This is a genomic window from Microbacterium resistens, assembly GCF_031456305.1.
GTDB classification, from domain to species: Bacteria; Actinomycetota; Actinomycetes; order Actinomycetales; family Microbacteriaceae; genus Microbacterium; species Microbacterium resistens_A.
In genome coordinates this window covers 117,885-132,390 of sequence record NZ_JAVDUM010000008.1, presented here as the reverse complement: position 1 = coordinate 132,390, position 14,506 = coordinate 117,885, and the positions used below count along the sequence as shown (strand labels likewise).

The window sequence follows — 14,506 nt, the reverse complement described above, 5'->3', positions numbered from 1 at the left end:
CCGGGCGCTCGAACCGTGCCCGGGGTTCCTCGCGTCAGGGACTCGAGCGACGAGCCTCGTTCACGGCCGCGAGCGCGTCGAAGCGCGCACGGGACGCCCCGTAGGCCTCATGACGCGCGGCGTCCGGCGTGAACTCCGCCTCGATCTCGCCGGACGCCCCGCGGAGGTCATCGATCGAGCCGATGAGCCCGCAGGCGAGACCGGCGAGCATCGCGGCCCCCTGCGCGGCCCCGTGTCCGCTCGCGGGGCGCAGCACCGGGATCCCCAGCACGTCGGCCTTGATCTGCAACCAGGCATCCGATGACGCGCCGCCGCCGGTGCTGATGACGTGCCCGACGGGGAAGCCGACGATGCGGAGGGCGTCGATGTCCCGGGAGAGCGCGAGCGCGTTTCCCTCCATCGCCGCGAGCATGAGGTCGGTGCCGTCCGTCGCGAGATCGATCCCGTCGAGGATCCCTCGTGCAGCGGGGTTCCAGGACGGCGTCCGCTCCCCCGCAAGGCTCGGGACCATGACCACACGGCCCGGTCGCGGCCTGGCGAGGATGGCGTCCGCGGAGCGGAGGTCGGTCGCGGAGTCCAGGCCGTTCACCCAGTCGACCGTGGCGCCCGCGGTCACCTGCGCCGTGATCAGCAGGTCCGTCCCCGGGGTGCAGTGGCGCGAGTGGATGAAGCCGGGCACCGCGGTCCCCCGCGGCACCGCGAGCATCGTCACGCTGGAGAATCCGGTCATGTCCACGAACGGATCCCCGGCGACGAAGGCCCCCGCCTCCAGCGCGGAGCCGATCGCGTCGACCCCGCCCGCGATGACCGGCACCCCGATGGGCAGGCCCGTATGGGCCGCGGCCCGCGCACCCACCTCGCCGACGACGGTCTCGGCCGGGACGATGCGCGGGAGCTTCGCGAGCGCCGGGACGGCGGCACGGAGCCGGTCCGGGAAGTCTCCGAGTTCCTCGTCGAACCCCTGCATCAGCGAGGCCGTGGTGTCATCGAGCACGGACTCGCCCGTGAGCATCCGGACCAGGAAGCCGTTCGTGGACAGCACGGCGGACGCCGTCGCGAGCTCCTCCGGACGATGCCGGGCGAGCCAGGCGAGTTTCGCGGTGCCGAAGAAGGGGTCAGCGCCGTTCCTCGACTCGGGGACGAGCGCTCCGATCTCCGCGGACTCGGCGAGCGCGCGACGATCGAGCCAGGTCAGCGCCGCTCCGGTGGGCGCGCCGTCCGCCGCGACCGGCACCAACGTCGGCGCCTGCGAGGTCACGGCGACGGCGAGCACCTGCAAGCCGGGCAGCACCGGGCGCAGTGCGGCGCCCAGCGCCTCCCACCAGTCCCGCGCGTCCTGCTCCGCCCCTGCGCCGTCGGTCCGCGTCGGATACGGCACCGAGCGGTCCGCGAGCCGGCGACCGGCGAGATCCGTGGCGACGACCTTGACCGAGCTCGTCCCCGCGTCGATGCCGAGGAGCGCGTCCCTCACAGCAGGGCCGCCCGCGTTCCGTTCACCAGCGGGTTGCGCGCATCCTCTCCGTGGAGGAAGCGACGCACCTCTTCGGCGACGCCTCGGGCGGCGCGCACGGCCGTCTCCTGGCTCGCGCCGGCGATGTGCGGCGTGACGACGACGTCCTTGCCCTCGTGGGCGAGCCGGAACAGCGCATGGTCGAAGTCGACCGGCTCCTCGGGGTAGACGTCGAAGGCGGCCCCGCCGAGGTGTCCGTGCTGCAGGGACTCCGCGACGGCGTCGTAGTCGACGAGGCCGCCGCGGGCCGCGTTCACGAGGAGCGCACCGGGTCTCATGCGAGCGAGCGTATCCGCATTCACCATGTGCGCGGTGTCCGGCGTGAGCCGCGCGTGCACGGAGACGAGATCGCTGCGCGTGAAGACGTCCTCGATCGAGTCCACCCGTTCCGCCACGGCGTCCAGGGCCCCCGCGGGAAGGTAGGGATCGAAGACGACGACGTGGGCGCCCATCGCCGCGAAGGCGCGTGCGACGTGCGAGCCGACGGCGCCCGCCCCGAGCAGGCCGATCACGGATCCGGCGACCTCTCGCCCCACCGCGTCCGACCGGTACAGATCGCCCCGCCAGGTGCGGGCCATCATGCTCTCGTGCGCCGCCGGGATCCGCCGCATCAGCGCGAGCGCGAGCCCGATCGTCATCTCCGCCGTGGCGACGCCGTTGCGCCCCGGCACGTTCGCGACCTGGATGCCTCGCGCACGAGCCGCCTCCACGTTCACGTTCGTCGGGCCGCCGCGGGACACGGCGATGAACCGCAGCTCGGGGACGGCGTCCATGACCCGGGCGGTCAGCGGTGCCAGCTGCGTCACGATCGCCGTCGCCCCGGCGAGCGCGGCGATCAGCTCGTCCTCGGAGCCGGCGGCCTCGTCGACCTCGGCGACCCTCCCGAAGGGCACGTCCGGCCACGCGAACTCGATCTCGGGGACCTCGATCGCGCCGGGCAGCGACCGATCGAGCTCGGCCCGCAGCAGCGAGGCACGGATGAAGCGGTCGCCCGCGGCGAGCACTCGGATCATGATGGTTGTGGGTCCTTCCCTCCGCGGCGAGGCGCGGTCCAGGTTGCGTGGGATGGGATCGCCGCCCGCCGCTTCCGGGCGGGCGGCGATCGTCTCAGCCGCCGAACACCTCGTCGTAGTACTTCTGGGCGTTGGAACCGTCGATCACCGTGATCGGCATGAACTGGTCCTTCTCGATGTCCTTGCCCGCCAGGAGGTCGAGGGTGATGTCGACCAGCGTCCGGCCGTGCGCCTTGCCGCCGCCGAGGCTGATGGTCGACTTCTCCGGATCCCCGTTGATGATGTTCTGGATCTCGTTCTCGGTCGCGTCGATGCCGAAGAGGCCGAACGTGTCCTTGCCCGTGATCCCGGAGGACTTCACCCCCTCATTGCCGCCGACGGCGCCCCCGCCGCCGATGGTCGCGATGACCTTGAGGTTCGGGTTGGCCTGCAGGAAGTTCTCGGCGTTCGTGACGCCCTCCTCGGCCGTGAGCGCCGGCGCGGTCGCCACGAGCTTGGCGTTCGGCGCCAGCTTGGCGATCGCCTCCTTGATGCCGTCGGCCCGCTCGATGATCTCCGGGAAGCGCGGCAGGTCCATGAGGCCCCACTCGACCGTCTCGCCCTTGTCGAAGTTCTTGTTGATCCAGGTCGCTGCGGCCTCGCCGTTCGCGTAGCCGGTGTTGTAGGCGTCCACGAGGTACTGGGCGTCGTAGTTCTTCAGCACCTGGGTGTATCCCACGACCTTGATGCCCGCCGCCTGCGCACGCTTGGTCACATCCACCAGCGCGTTCGAGTCGACCGCGCAGATGATGATCGTGCTCACCCCCTGCTGGATGAAGTTCTCGATCTGCGTGACCTGCTGGGCCGCGTCGTTGCGGGCATCGACGTAGTTGACGGTGAGTCCCTTCTCGGACCCATAGTCCTGCGCCTCCTGCACGAGCTCGGCCCAGACCGGGTTGCTGAGGTCGGAGAACGTGATGCCGACGGTGTTCCCGCCGGCCGCCGGGGTGGCGTTCGATCCGCCTGACTCCGAGATGGTGGTGCAGCCGGTGAGCAGCAACGCCGCCGTTGCCACCGCCGCGGCGAGCTTGACGAGCTTCTTCACGATGGGTCCTTTCTTGGATGGTGATTGATCGTGCGGGTGGTGCAGAGGTGAGGAGAGTGGGCGCCGATGTCAGCCGCTGACCTTCGCGGTCGCCAGTGGCACGCCGCCGATCTGCTTGCGGCGCCCCCGGGTTCTCTTGGACACGGCGTCGTAGATCACGGCGGCGAGCAGGATGCAGCCCTTGATCACGAGCTGGACGTACTCGCTGACGTTCATGAGGACCAGGCCGTTGTCGAGGACGCCGACGATCAGGACGCCGACGAACGCGCCGAACAGGCTCCCCCGCCCTCCCATGACGCTGATCCCGCCGAGGACGCAGGCGGTCAGCACGCTGAACTCGAACCCGGCGCCCGTCGCGGACTGCGCGGAGTTGAGCCGGGACAGCAGGAGCACCGCCCCGATCGCGGTGAAGAACCCGCAGAGGGCGTACACCAGGATGATCGTCCTGCGCGTGTTCACCCCGGAGAGCCGGGCGGCCTCGACGTTGTTGCCGATCGCGTAGAAATAGCGGCCGATGTAGGTCTTGTTCAGGATGAACAGGCCGACGGCCCAGACCACGACGAGGAAGTACACCGACACCGGTATCCCGAGAAGCGCCCCCTGCCCGAGCATGGAGAACCCCGCCGGGAAGCCGAAGATCGGCAGCCCCTTGGAGATCAGATAGCTGAGCCCGTTGAGGATCATCATCATCGACAGCGTGACGATGAGCGGGGCGACGCCCGTGTAGGTGATGATGAGCCCGTTCACGAGCCCGACGACGGTCCCGAGGACCAGGGCGAGGAGGACCGCCAGGAACCAGGGGATCCCGAACTCGGCCATGAGCATGCCGGTGACGACGACGTTGAGGGAGATCTGGTAGCCGACGGAGAGGTCGATGCCGCCGGTGATCAGGACGAAGGAGAACCCCACCGCGCAGATCCCGAGCGTGGCGATCTGCCTGGCGATGTTGAGGATGTTCGTGGGATCGAGGAAGTTCGGCGTCATCACGCTGAAGGCGATGACCAGCACGATGAACACGAGGAGGATCCCGAGCTCCTTCACGCGGGGCATGAGTGCAGACTTCATTCGTTCTCTCCTTGCGCGGCCAGGGCCAGGACGGCCTCCTGGGTGATGTCGCCCTTCGCGATGGTCCCTTCCTGGATCCCCTCGCGGAGGACGATGACGCGATCGGACATGCCGATCAGCTCCTCCATGTCGGAGGAGATCATGAGGATCGTCTTGCCCGCCTCGGCGAGCCGGTTCATGATGAGGTAGATCTCCGCCCGCGCGCCGACGTCGATGCCGCGCGTGGGCTCGTCGAAGATCAGCACCTCCGGGTCCGTCGCCAGCCACTTGGCGAGGACGACCTTCTGCTGATTCCCTCCGCTGAGGTTTCCGACGATCTCCATGCCGCTGGGCGCCTTGATCCGCAGGTCTTCCATGTACGACGCGGTGAGGGCGCGTTCGGCCTTCGGCGAGATGACGGTGCCTCGGGAGAGCCGCTTCTTCAGCAGCGGGAGCGTGATGTTCTGCTGGATCGAGAACGCGAGGACGAGCCCGTGCCGCTTGCGGTCCTCCGGCACGAGGGCGATGCGGTTGCCGATCGCCTGGATGGGCGACCGCGACACCACGGATCGCCCGTGGAGGGTCACCTCCCCGGCCTCGATCGGCTTCGCGCCGAAGAGGACCTCCATGAGCTCCGTGCGTCCCGCGCCGATCAGACCGGCGAATCCGAGGATCTCCCCGGAGCGCGCCTCGAAGGAGATGTCGTGCACGCCGTTGCCCGAGACCCCGGACACCCGTAGCGAGACCTCGCCGGGAGCGGATGCGCGCTCGGGGTACCCCTCGCTCAGCTCGCGTCCGACCATCAGCCGGATGAGCTCGCGGCGGGAGGTCTCCGCGGTCACATGAGTCGCGATGTACTTGCCGTCACGGAGCACCGAGACCCGGTCGGAGAGGCGGAAGATCTCCTCCATCCGGTGCGAGATGTAGACGATGGTCATCCCCTCGGCGCGCAGCGCGTCCACGACGCGGTACATCGCCTCGACCTCGCTGGCCGTGAGCGGCGCGGACGGCTCGTCCATGATGAGCAGCCGGGCGTCTCGGGACAGCGCCTTGGCGATCTCCACGATCTGCTGATAGCCGGTGGTGAGCGTCTCGACCAGCGCCCGGGGGTCGATCGTGACGCCGAGCCGGGCGAAAAGCTGCGCAGCCTTGGCGTTCATGGTCTTGCGGTCGAGCACCGGCCCCCGGCGGACGTAGTGGCCGAGGAAGACGTTCTCGGCCGCGTTGAGGGTCGGCACGAGGGTGAACTCCTGATAGATCACGGCGATGCCGAGATCCTGCGCCAGCGCCGGGGTCAACCCGTCGTGCTCGACGCCGTCGACGACGATCGTGCCGCTCGTGGGGGCCACGGCCCCGGCGAGCACCTTGATGAGGGTGGACTTGCCCGCACCGTTCTCGCCGATGATCGCGTGGACCTCCCCCGGTCGGAGATCGAGCGAGACGCCGTCGAGCGCCTGGACGCCCGGGTACTGCTTCGTGATCTCCGACACCGTCACCTCGATGCGGGTCGTGGTGGGCGCCTCGGAGGCGGGGACGGGGTTCATCGGCGACTCGCGCTGGTGGCGAGCTCTGTCACGGTGGGACGCCTGGTCATCGGAACACACTCCTTCGTGGCTGTTCGTCCGACCAGAGTGTTACATGATGTTAGATCTTGTCAAGTTATGTTTGAAAATCTCGCCGCGCAGGCACGATGCGTCGAGGTGCCGTGCGGGTGCGGCGAGGTGCGGTGGCCGTCAGAGGAGGGCCGGGACGCGTGGTGCGTATCCGGCGAGGTCCGCCGCGTCCGGCGAGAGCTCGGTCGCGAGGACGGCGACCCGATCCAGGGGGACCGATGCGGCGGTGGCGGTCCCGTCGAGCTTCTCCGAGTGCACGCCGATCACGACGTGGGCCGATGACCTCGCGAACGCCCGCTTGAGCTCCGCCTCCTCGAGCGTGTCCTCATAGCAGGCCCGCTCGTCCACGGCGGCGGCGGAGGCGAAGAAGTCCGAGAAGCGCATGCTCTCCAGGAACGCGGTCGCCACGGGCCCGACGAGCGAGTCCGACCGGCGATCGGCGGCGCCACCGGTGAGGATCGCCGTGACGCCGGGACGGTCCTGGAGGACGTGGAAGGTGGAGAGCCCGTTGGTCACCACCGTGAGGTCGTCGCTCGCCGGGATCATCTGGGCGAGGCGATTCATGGTCGTCGACGAGTCCATCGCGATCACCCCGCTCGTGGGGACCAGCGGCAGCAGCTTCTCGGCGATCTGCGCCTTCTCCTCCGCGTGCGACCTCTCCCGCCCCTGGAAGCTGACGGGCCCGCTGTACACCGCGCCGCCGCGCACCCGGCGGGCGATGCCCCGCTCCTCCATCGCCGTGAAGTCCCGGCGGACGGTCATCTCGCTCACGCCGAGCGCGTGGGCGGCGTCGCTCAACGAGATCGCCTTGGATTCCTTGAGGCGGGCGAGCAGCCAGTTCCAGCGCTCTTCGGCGGCGAGAGAGTTCACCCCCTCATCCTAGGAAGGACGGAGCGGATCTCACAGAACCGAACACGATCGCGCAGGACGGCGACGGCCTCCGACGCCGGTGCACACCGGATAGATTCCTCCCATGGCCCTTTCCGGCAACCTCGAGGCACAGCGACGCAGAGATGAGCTCGTCGAGCTCGCGAACGGTCCGCAGGGCGTCATGATCGATGCCGCGGCCGAGCTGTTCTCCGTGTCCTCCATGACGATCAGGAGAGACCTGCTCGAGCTCGAGGCGGAGGGGCGCGTGCGGCGCGTGCGGGGCGGGGCCACCGCCGCGCCCCGCGCACGGCCCTTCGACGCTCGACGGGCGATCCGCGCGGGCGCGAAGCGCACGATCGCGGAGAAGGCCCTGCGCCTCGTGCCGCCGTCCGGGACCATCGCCCTGGACGCATCGACGACGATCAGCATGCTCGCGTCGACGATCGGCCCCCGCGCCGGCCTCACGGCCTACACGAACTCGCTCGAGTCCTTCCAGCTGCTGCACCCGCTCGACGGTGTGACCGCGGTCATCTCCGGAGGCACCGCCGAGCCGACGACGGGGAGCCTCGTCGGCCCGATCGCACGCCGCAGCATGCGCGCCGTGTACTTCGACGTCTTCTTCTCGTCCGCGGACGCCCTCGACGGCGAGGACGGGACCTCGGAGGTCTCGCTGGAGGAGGCCGAGCTGAAGCAGGCGATGGCCGCGAGCGCCGCGAAGACCGTGGTCTGCGTCGATTCGAGCAAACTCCAGCGCCGATCCGTCGCGCGCGCCCTCGAACGCGACGACATCTCGACGCTCGTCACCGAGCTCGATCCGGAGGATGAGCGCCTCGCCGCATACCGAGGGGTCTTCGACCTGCTCTGAGCCGCCGCTCTCCTCGAACCGCCGCCCTTCCCCCGGCAGTTGAATCATGTTATCTTTCACAAGAAGTAACAATGCGACGTCCATCGCGTGCGCATCGTCCCCCGTCTTGGAGAGCACATGACCACCGCCGCCGCCCTCATCGCACGCTCGAACCGCCTCGGCGCCGATCCGAGGAACACGAACTATGCCGGCGGCAACACGTCCGCCAAGGGCACGGAGATCGATCCCGTCACCGCGCAGCCCGTCGAGCTGCTCTGGGTGAAGGGCTCCGGCGGCGACCTCGGCACTCTGACGGAGCAGGGCCTGGCGGTCCTGCGATTGGATCGTCTGCGCGCGCTCGTCGACGTGTATCCGGGGGTGGACCGCGAGGACGAGATGGTCACGGCCTTCGACTACTGCCTGCACGGCAAGGGCGGGGCCGCGCCGTCGATCGACACCGCGATGCACGGGCTGGTGGACGCCGCCCACGTCGATCACCTGCACCCGGACTCCGGCATCGCGATCGCGACGGCGGCCGACGGCGAGGAGCTGACCGCGACGATCTTCGGCGACGAGGTCGCCTGGGTGCCGTGGCGCCGTCCCGGGTTCCAGCTGGGACTGGACATCGCAGCGATCAAGGAGCGGAACCCGCGGGCGATCGGCTGCATCCTCGGCGGACACGGCATCACCGCCTGGGGCGACACGTCCGAAGAGGCCGAGGCGAACTCGCGACGGATGATCGAGACGGCGTCCGCCTACATCGCGGAGCACGGGATCCCGGAGCCGTTCGGCGCGCCCCGCCCGGGCTACGCGCCGCTCCCCGAGGGCGAGCGGCGCGTGAGGGCGGCCGCCCTCGCTCCCTCGATCCGCGGCATCGCGTCCCGCGACAGGCCGATGGTCGGCCATTTCACCGACACCGACGCGGTGCTCGACTTCCTCGCCTCCGAGAAGGCCCCGGCCCTCGCCGGCCTCGGCACCAGCTGCCCGGACCACTTCCTGCGCACCAAGGTGAAGCCCTTGATCCTCGATCTGCCGGCGACGGCATCCGCCGAGGAGCAGATCGCCCGTCTGCACGAGCTGCACGAGGAGTACCGCGCCGACTACCAGGCCTACTACGACGCGCATGCGACGCCCGACTCCCCGGCGATCCGCGGCGCCGACCCGCTCATCGTCCTGATCCCCGGTGTCGGCATGTTCTCCTACGGCGCGAACAAGCAGACGGCCCGGGTCGCGGGCGAGTTCTACGTCAACGCGATCACCGTGATGCGCGGCGCCGAGTCCCTGTCGACCTACTCCCCCATCTCCGACGCGGAGAAGTTCCGCATCGAGTACTGGGCGCTGGAGGAGGCGAAGCTGCAGCGGATGCCGAAGCCGAAGTCGCACCAGGGCCGCATCGCTTTCGTCACCGGCGCCGCCTCCGGCATCGGCAAGGCCATCGCGACTCGCCTCGCCGCGGAGGGCGCCTGCGTCGTCATCGCCGACCTCGACCTCGCCAAGGCACAGGCCGCGGCCGCAGAGCTCGGGAACACGGATGTCGCGATCGGGGTGGCTGCGAACGTCGCCGACGCGGACGCCGTGCGGCACGCGCTCGACGAGGCCGTGCTCGCGTTCGGAGGCGTCGACCTCGTCGTCAACAACGCCGGCCTGTCCCTGTCGAAGCCGTTGCTGGAGACGACCGAGAAGGACTGGGACCTGCAGCACGACGTCATGGCGAAGGGCTCCTTCCTCGTCTCGAAGGCCGCCGCCCGGATCCTCATCGACCAGAGGCTCGGCGGCGACATCATCTACATCTCCTCGAAGAACTCGGTCTTCGCCGGCCCCAACAACGTCGCCTACTCCGCGACCAAGGCCGACCAGGCCCACCAGGTGCGCCTCCTCGCCGTCGAGCTCGGCGAGCACGGCATCCGCGTCAACGGCATCAACCCCGACGGCGTCGTCCGCGGCTCCGGCATCTTCGCCTCCGGCTGGGGCGCGAACCGTGCCGCGACCTACGGGGTCGCCGAGGAGGATCTCGGCCAGTTCTACGCGAACCGCACGATCCTCAAGCGCGAGGTCGTGCCCGAGAACGTCGCCGACGCGGTCTACGTCCTCACCGGCCCCGAGCTCAGCCGCACCACGGGCCTCCACATCCCGGTGGACTCCGGGGTCGCCGCCGCCTTCCTCCGATGACGGCGGCCCGCGAGAGGCCGTGCCCGTCGGGTGTGTTCCCGGCACGGGCACGGCCTGCACCGCGCCTCAGCCGAGGGCGATGGCGATCTCGTTGGGCGTGTACGGAAGCTCGACGGTCGCGGTGACGTCGCCGGTCGTGAGGTCGACCGCGTGGATGCTGTTCGTCGCGGGCTCGGTGACGTACGCGGTGTCCCCGTCCACCTTGATGGCCGGATGCGGGTCCTGCCAACGGGCCGGCCCCTGCCAGGCGCCGACGACCGGGAAGGAGTCGGTGATCTGTCCTCCGGACGGATCGAGCACGTGGATCGACCCGTCCGTCGCGAGGATGTACGCGAGATCCTTCGGCCCGCGCGCCACGCCGCGGAACGTGTACTGCACCTCCTTCGGGAGGTCGACGACGTCGAGCGTGCCGGCGGCCGTGTCGATGAGCGTCACCGCGTTCAAGAGGTACCCCTCGGCATCGGGGTCCCTCTTGTAGTCGCCCACGACGAGAGGGCTGGTCTCGGACACGAAGGCGTTGCCCATGCGCCCGTAGGCGTCGGGGGCTGTGAGCTTCGTGAACCCGCCGTCCCGGTAGAGGAGCGCGCCGTCCTCGCAGCCGAAGACGACGGCCTCGCCCTTGGCCGTCCCCTCACCGTGGATGCCGGGGCACTGGTCGCCCGTCGCCGCGACGTCCCAGTGTCCGTCGTGCGCGTGCAGGGCCACGGCACCGGTGCGTCCGGAGTCGTCTCCCACGGTGGTCAGGAGCGTGTCGTCCTCCAGCACGATCGACACGCCGTGGTGCGCCTTCGGCGAGGTGTAGACGTCCCCCTCCGGCAGCGTCTCGTATCCGGCGCCGAAGACACCGGTGTCGAGGATCGTCGTCCTGCCGGTGCCGTCGTCGAAGAGCACGGTCTTGCCGTGGTGGACCACCACGTGCCCCGGGGTCTTCGCGCCGACCGTGAGGTCCGTGAGCGCGGGCGCGGCGGTGTCGAGCAGTTGGAAGCCCTTCGAGGTGGTCACCGCGATCGTGCGCCCGTCGCCGAAGTCGTTGACACGGACGAACTCCTCGGTGGCGAACTCGTCCACGGGGGTCAGCGTCCCGCCGTCGAGCACGGCGACGCCGTTCGCGTAGGCCACGGCCAGACGACCGGTCGAGTCGACTGCTCCCTCCGCGGACGGAGGCGGTGCCGCACCTCCTGCGCCGCCGGCGCATGCCGTCGTGAGAAGCGCGGTCCCTGCGAGGGCGGCGGCCGCCGCCAGGTGTCGGGTCTGTCGTTTCATCGTCTTCCTTTCCATAGGTCGGTATCAAGAGGTCAGGCCGTGCGCGATGCGCTCCGTGTTGGCGCGCATCATGTCGAGGTAGGTGTCCGCTCCCCCGCCCGGCTCCGTGAGCGATTCGGTGAAGAGCTCCACCACGTCGACGTCGAGGCCGACCTCGTCGGCGAGGACGCGCACGAGACGATCGGGCTGGGAGGACTCGGCGAAGATCGTGCGCACTCCGGCCTCCTTGATCGCCGCGGCGAGATCGCGCAGGTCGGCGGCGCTGGGTGCGGCGAGCGTCGTGCCGCCGGGGATGACCGCGCCGACGATGCGGAAGCCGAAGCGGTCCGCGAGATACCCGAACACGTGGTGGTTGGTGACGAGAGCACGATCGCCCTCGTCGATCGCCGAGAACGCGCGGGTCATCTCCACGTCGAGGTCCTCGAGCGCTGCCCGGTACCCCTCGGCGTGGGCGCGGACGACGGCGGCATCGATCCCGTCGATCCCGATCAGGGACGCCTCGATCGCGTCGACGACGTCGATCATCCGGCCCGGATCGGTCCAGAAGTGCGGATCCGCCGCACCCGCCGCGTCCCCCGCGGCGTAGGGCAGCGCATCCGTCTCGTCTCCGGCCACGAGCATCGGCACGTTCGCGGACTCCGCCCGATCCAGATGCTGCTGGAGCCCCTCCTCCAGCCCGAGGCCGTTGGAGACGACGAGGTCGGCCGCGGCGAGCCGCGCGGCCTCCTGCGCCGAGATCTCGAAGGAGTGCGGATCGGCGTTCGGCTTCATGAGGACGGTGACGTCCGCTTCCCCGCCGACGATGTTCCCGACCACGTCGCCGAGGATGTTCGTGGTCACGACGATCTGCGGCGGGCTGGACGCCCCCGGCGCCGCAGAGCACCCGCCCAGGAGGAGGAGCAGCGCGAGCGTCCCCGGCACCAGACGCCTCATCGCCCGACCTCGGCGAAGGACGACGGCGTCGTCGGTGTCTCGATGACACGGGCGACGCGCCCGCCGTCGGCGTATGCGATCTCGTAGACGGCACCCGCCGCGGGCGCGTTGACATAGGCCCGTTGCGCGTCCACCCAGAGCGACGCTGCCCCCGGATCGCCGGACACGAGCGGATCGGTCGCTCCGACCTCGACGCCGCCGGCGTAGACGCGCACCCGCCCCTCGACGTCGACCGCGACGACATGGCCCGCGTCGTCGCCGACCGCGCTGACCTTCACGAGGGGGGTCCCGGTCTCGACGCGCTCCCAGGACCGCTCCCGGGTGTCGAGCAGCAGGTACCCCGCGTCCCCCGCGAGGGCGGCGACCGTGGGCCGTCCCTTGCGTCCATCGAACCCCACGGCCCGCTCCGCGCCCGGCGGATAGGGGATGCGCTCGAAGACCGGTGTCCCCCGGTCGAGCGTGAGGAGGACCGCCCCGTCCGCGCAGCCGATGACCAGCCCGACCCGCGTGGTCGCGACGCCCTCCGGCGCCTCGCAGCCGGTCTCGTCCGCGGTCGCGGAGCCGTCCGCCTCGACCCGGCGGATGAGCCCGCCGCTCGCCACCACCGCACCGTCGCCGAACGGGGCCACGATGCCGCGGTCCGACCCGGTCTCGACGCGGAACGACTCGACGACCTTCCCCTTCGACAGGGCCTGATTGTCGAGAAGCACGGCCTCGCCCGATCCCTCGAAGAAGACCCCGGTCGTCCCCGCGGTCGAGAGCGGCCCGGTGGCGACCACGACAGGGCCCGCGCCGTCCACGGTGCCAAGCATCGCGGGCGCGGCCCGGTAGTAGTGGAAGTGATCGACGTGGTCCCACGTCCACACGCCGCTGTCGACGATCTCCACGCCCCGCTCCGTCGTCAGGAAGAGGTAGCGCCCGTCGGAGGCGAGTGCGCTGGGCGCTCCGGTCTCGCCGAGCCGCGACGTCCCGCCGTCGAGCAGGTCGACCATGCCCACGCGCCCCTCACCGTCGACGGAGACGAGGGCCAACGGCGGCTCGGCGACCTCCGCCGCACCCGAGACGGCGCCGTGTCCGGACGACGGCGACGGCGTGGAGGAGCCGCTGCCTGCCGAGGGCGTCGCCGAGCACGCGGTGAGGCCCAGCAGCACGATCGTGGAGAGGGCGATGGGGATTCGAGGGGACATCTGGTCCTTTCACGGGATCATCGGGAGACGGTGGCCAGTGCGGCCGATGACGGGGACACGGCGGACCCCTCCTCGCCGTCGGTCCGGTGCGCACGCCGAGCGCGCGCCTTCCGACGTCGGTCGAGGGCTGCTCGCAGAACCCCCGACAGGAGGGCGATGAGGACGGCGCTGCACGCGATCGAGGCGCCGGCCGCCGTTCCGGCGTGCCAGGAGACGAGGAGGCCGGACAGGACGGCGAGCATCCCGAGCAGCGACGCCGCGAGCATCAGCGCCGGGATGCTCCGCGTCCAGTGCCGTGCGGCGACGGCCGGCGCGAGCAGCAGACCGACGACAAGAAGCGAGCCCACCGCGCGGTACGAGGAGACGACGGCGAGGGTCACCAGCCCCACGAGGACGACATGGGAGAGCGCGGGGCGCAGCCCCAGGGCGGCGGCGACACGCCGATCGAACGCCGCGGCGACGAAGGAACGGTGGAAGACGGCCGCGAGGACGATCGTGACGACGAGGACGACGCCGAGCAGGGCGATGTCCCCCGTCTCGACGGCGAGGATGTCACCAAAGAGCATCGTCGTCGCGTCCGTCGCGAAGCTGCGCGAGTGGGAGACGATGATGACGCCCAGCGACAGCATGCCGACGAAGAGCAGTCCGATGCTCGTGTCGTAGGAGAGACGGCCGCGCCGCTGCAGGACGCCGATCGCGACGCTCATGGCCACGGCCGACACGGCGGCCCCGAGCATCACCGGCGCGCCGAGGACCGTCGCCAGGGCCACGCCGGGCAGCATGCCGTGGCCGAGCGCCTCGCCGAGGAACGCCATCCCGCGGATCACGACCCACGTTCCGACCACGCCGCAGACGACCGCGACGAGAACGCCGCCGATGAGAGCGCGCACCAGGAAATCGGCGCTCAAAGGATCGGTGAGCCAGGGCATGGTCTCGACCCTATCCACAATTGAGAATGATTATCAATTGCTATAGT

General features: G+C 70.3%; 12 protein-coding genes. 2 read left to right on the top strand and 10 right to left on the bottom strand.

Annotation, left to right across the window (positions count from 1 at the left end; genetic code table 11):
• Positions 1-34 precede the first annotated feature (34 nt).
• The 6 genes from J2Y69_RS10340 to J2Y69_RS10315 form a co-directional block, all read right to left on the bottom strand.
• Positions 35-1,471, bottom strand: coding sequence for a xylulokinase (locus J2Y69_RS10340; RefSeq protein WP_310020302.1), 1,437 nt, complete (start codon positions 1,469-1,471; stop codon positions 35-37).
• On the bottom strand, positions 1,468-2,523 hold the full coding sequence (locus tag J2Y69_RS10335) for a 2-hydroxyacid dehydrogenase (protein WP_310020300.1): 1,056 nt from the start codon (positions 2,521-2,523) through the stop codon (positions 1,468-1,470). The genes J2Y69_RS10340 and J2Y69_RS10335 overlap by 4 nt, the downstream gene beginning before the upstream one ends.
• 94 nt (positions 2,524-2,617) lie before the next feature.
• On the bottom strand, positions 2,618-3,607 hold the full coding sequence (locus J2Y69_RS10330) for a sugar ABC transporter substrate-binding protein (protein ID WP_310020297.1): 990 nt from the start codon (positions 3,605-3,607) through the stop codon (positions 2,618-2,620).
• Between the two features lie 69 nt (positions 3,608-3,676).
• Positions 3,677-4,672: an ABC transporter permease gene (locus tag J2Y69_RS10325; protein ID WP_310020295.1), complete on the bottom strand. Its 996-nt coding sequence runs from the start codon at positions 4,670-4,672 to the stop codon at positions 3,677-3,679.
• Positions 4,669-6,195, bottom strand: a complete 1,527-nt coding sequence (locus J2Y69_RS10320) for a sugar ABC transporter ATP-binding protein (RefSeq protein ID WP_310020293.1) — start codon at positions 6,193-6,195, stop codon at positions 4,669-4,671. Before J2Y69_RS10320 ends, J2Y69_RS10325 begins: the two co-directional genes overlap by 4 nt.
• 189 nt (positions 6,196-6,384) lie before the next feature.
• A complete protein-coding gene (locus J2Y69_RS10315) occupies positions 6,385-7,134 on the bottom strand; it encodes a DeoR/GlpR family DNA-binding transcription regulator (RefSeq protein ID WP_310020291.1) in 750 nt (249 codons plus the stop codon).
• Positions 7,135-7,237: 103 nt separating this feature from the next.
• Here J2Y69_RS10315 and J2Y69_RS10310 point away from each other — a divergent pair, with 103 nt between their 5' ends.
• Together J2Y69_RS10310 and J2Y69_RS10305 are read left to right on the top strand one after the other, a co-directional pair.
• Positions 7,238-7,999, top strand: coding sequence for a DeoR/GlpR family DNA-binding transcription regulator (locus J2Y69_RS10310; protein ID WP_310020289.1), 762 nt, complete (start codon positions 7,238-7,240; stop codon positions 7,997-7,999).
• Positions 8,000-8,116: 117 nt separating this feature from the next.
• The gene (locus J2Y69_RS10305; protein WP_310020287.1) at positions 8,117-10,147 is read left to right on the top strand and encodes a bifunctional aldolase/short-chain dehydrogenase; all 2,031 of its coding nucleotides are present in this window, start codon (positions 8,117-8,119) and stop codon (positions 10,145-10,147) included.
• Positions 10,148-10,213: 66 nt separating this feature from the next.
• Here J2Y69_RS10305 and aztD read toward each other — a convergent pair whose 3' ends face one another.
• Genes aztD through aztB form a run of 4 tightly spaced genes read right to left on the bottom strand, consistent with a single transcriptional unit; the run spans position 10,214 to position 14,459 of the window.
• Positions 10,214-11,410 carry a zinc metallochaperone AztD gene (gene aztD / locus J2Y69_RS10300; protein ID WP_310020284.1) on the bottom strand — a complete coding sequence of 399 codons (1,197 nt, stop codon included), beginning with the start codon at positions 11,408-11,410 and terminating at the stop codon, positions 10,214-10,216.
• 24 nt (positions 11,411-11,434) lie between these two features.
• Complete coding sequence (gene aztC / locus J2Y69_RS10295; protein ID WP_310020282.1) at positions 11,435-12,343, bottom strand: zinc ABC transporter substrate-binding protein AztC; 909 nt, start codon at positions 12,341-12,343, stop codon at positions 11,435-11,437.
• Positions 12,340-13,530, bottom strand: a complete 1,191-nt coding sequence (locus tag J2Y69_RS10290) for an ABC transporter (protein ID WP_310020280.1) — start codon at positions 13,528-13,530, stop codon at positions 12,340-12,342. The genes aztC and J2Y69_RS10290 overlap by 4 nt, the downstream gene beginning before the upstream one ends.
• A gap of 17 nt (positions 13,531-13,547) precedes the next feature.
• Positions 13,548-14,459 carry a zinc ABC transporter permease AztB gene (gene aztB, locus J2Y69_RS10285; RefSeq protein ID WP_310020278.1) on the bottom strand — a complete coding sequence of 304 codons (912 nt, stop codon included), beginning with the start codon at positions 14,457-14,459 and terminating at the stop codon, positions 13,548-13,550.
• Between the last annotated feature and the right edge of the window lie 47 nt (positions 14,460-14,506).

Bases quoted from the DNA above. Each gene is read 5' to 3' on its own strand.
- aztC (WP_310020282.1), bottom strand. From the start codon at position 12,343: ATGAGGCGTCTGGTGCCGGGGACGCTCGCGCTGCTCCTCCTCCTGGGC.
- J2Y69_RS10310 (WP_310020289.1), top strand. From the start codon at position 7,238: ATGGCCCTTTCCGGCAACCTCGAGGCACAGCGACGCAGAGATGAGCTC.
- J2Y69_RS10335 (WP_310020300.1), bottom strand. From the start codon at position 2,523: ATGATCCGAGTGCTCGCCGCGGGCGACCGCTTCATCCGTGCCTCGCTG.
- J2Y69_RS10305 (WP_310020287.1), top strand. From the start codon at position 8,117: ATGACCACCGCCGCCGCCCTCATCGCACGCTCGAACCGCCTCGGCGCC.
- J2Y69_RS10290 (WP_310020280.1), bottom strand. From the start codon at position 13,530: ATGTCCCCTCGAATCCCCATCGCCCTCTCCACGATCGTGCTGCTGGGC.
- aztB (WP_310020278.1), bottom strand. From the start codon at position 14,459: ATGCCCTGGCTCACCGATCCTTTGAGCGCCGATTTCCTGGTGCGCGCT.
- J2Y69_RS10325 (WP_310020295.1), bottom strand. From the start codon at position 4,672: ATGAAGTCTGCACTCATGCCCCGCGTGAAGGAGCTCGGGATCCTCCTC.
- J2Y69_RS10320 (WP_310020293.1), bottom strand. From the start codon at position 6,195: ATGAACCCCGTCCCCGCCTCCGAGGCGCCCACCACGACCCGCATCGAG.
- aztD (WP_310020284.1), bottom strand. From the start codon at position 11,410: ATGAAACGACAGACCCGACACCTGGCGGCGGCCGCCGCCCTCGCAGGG.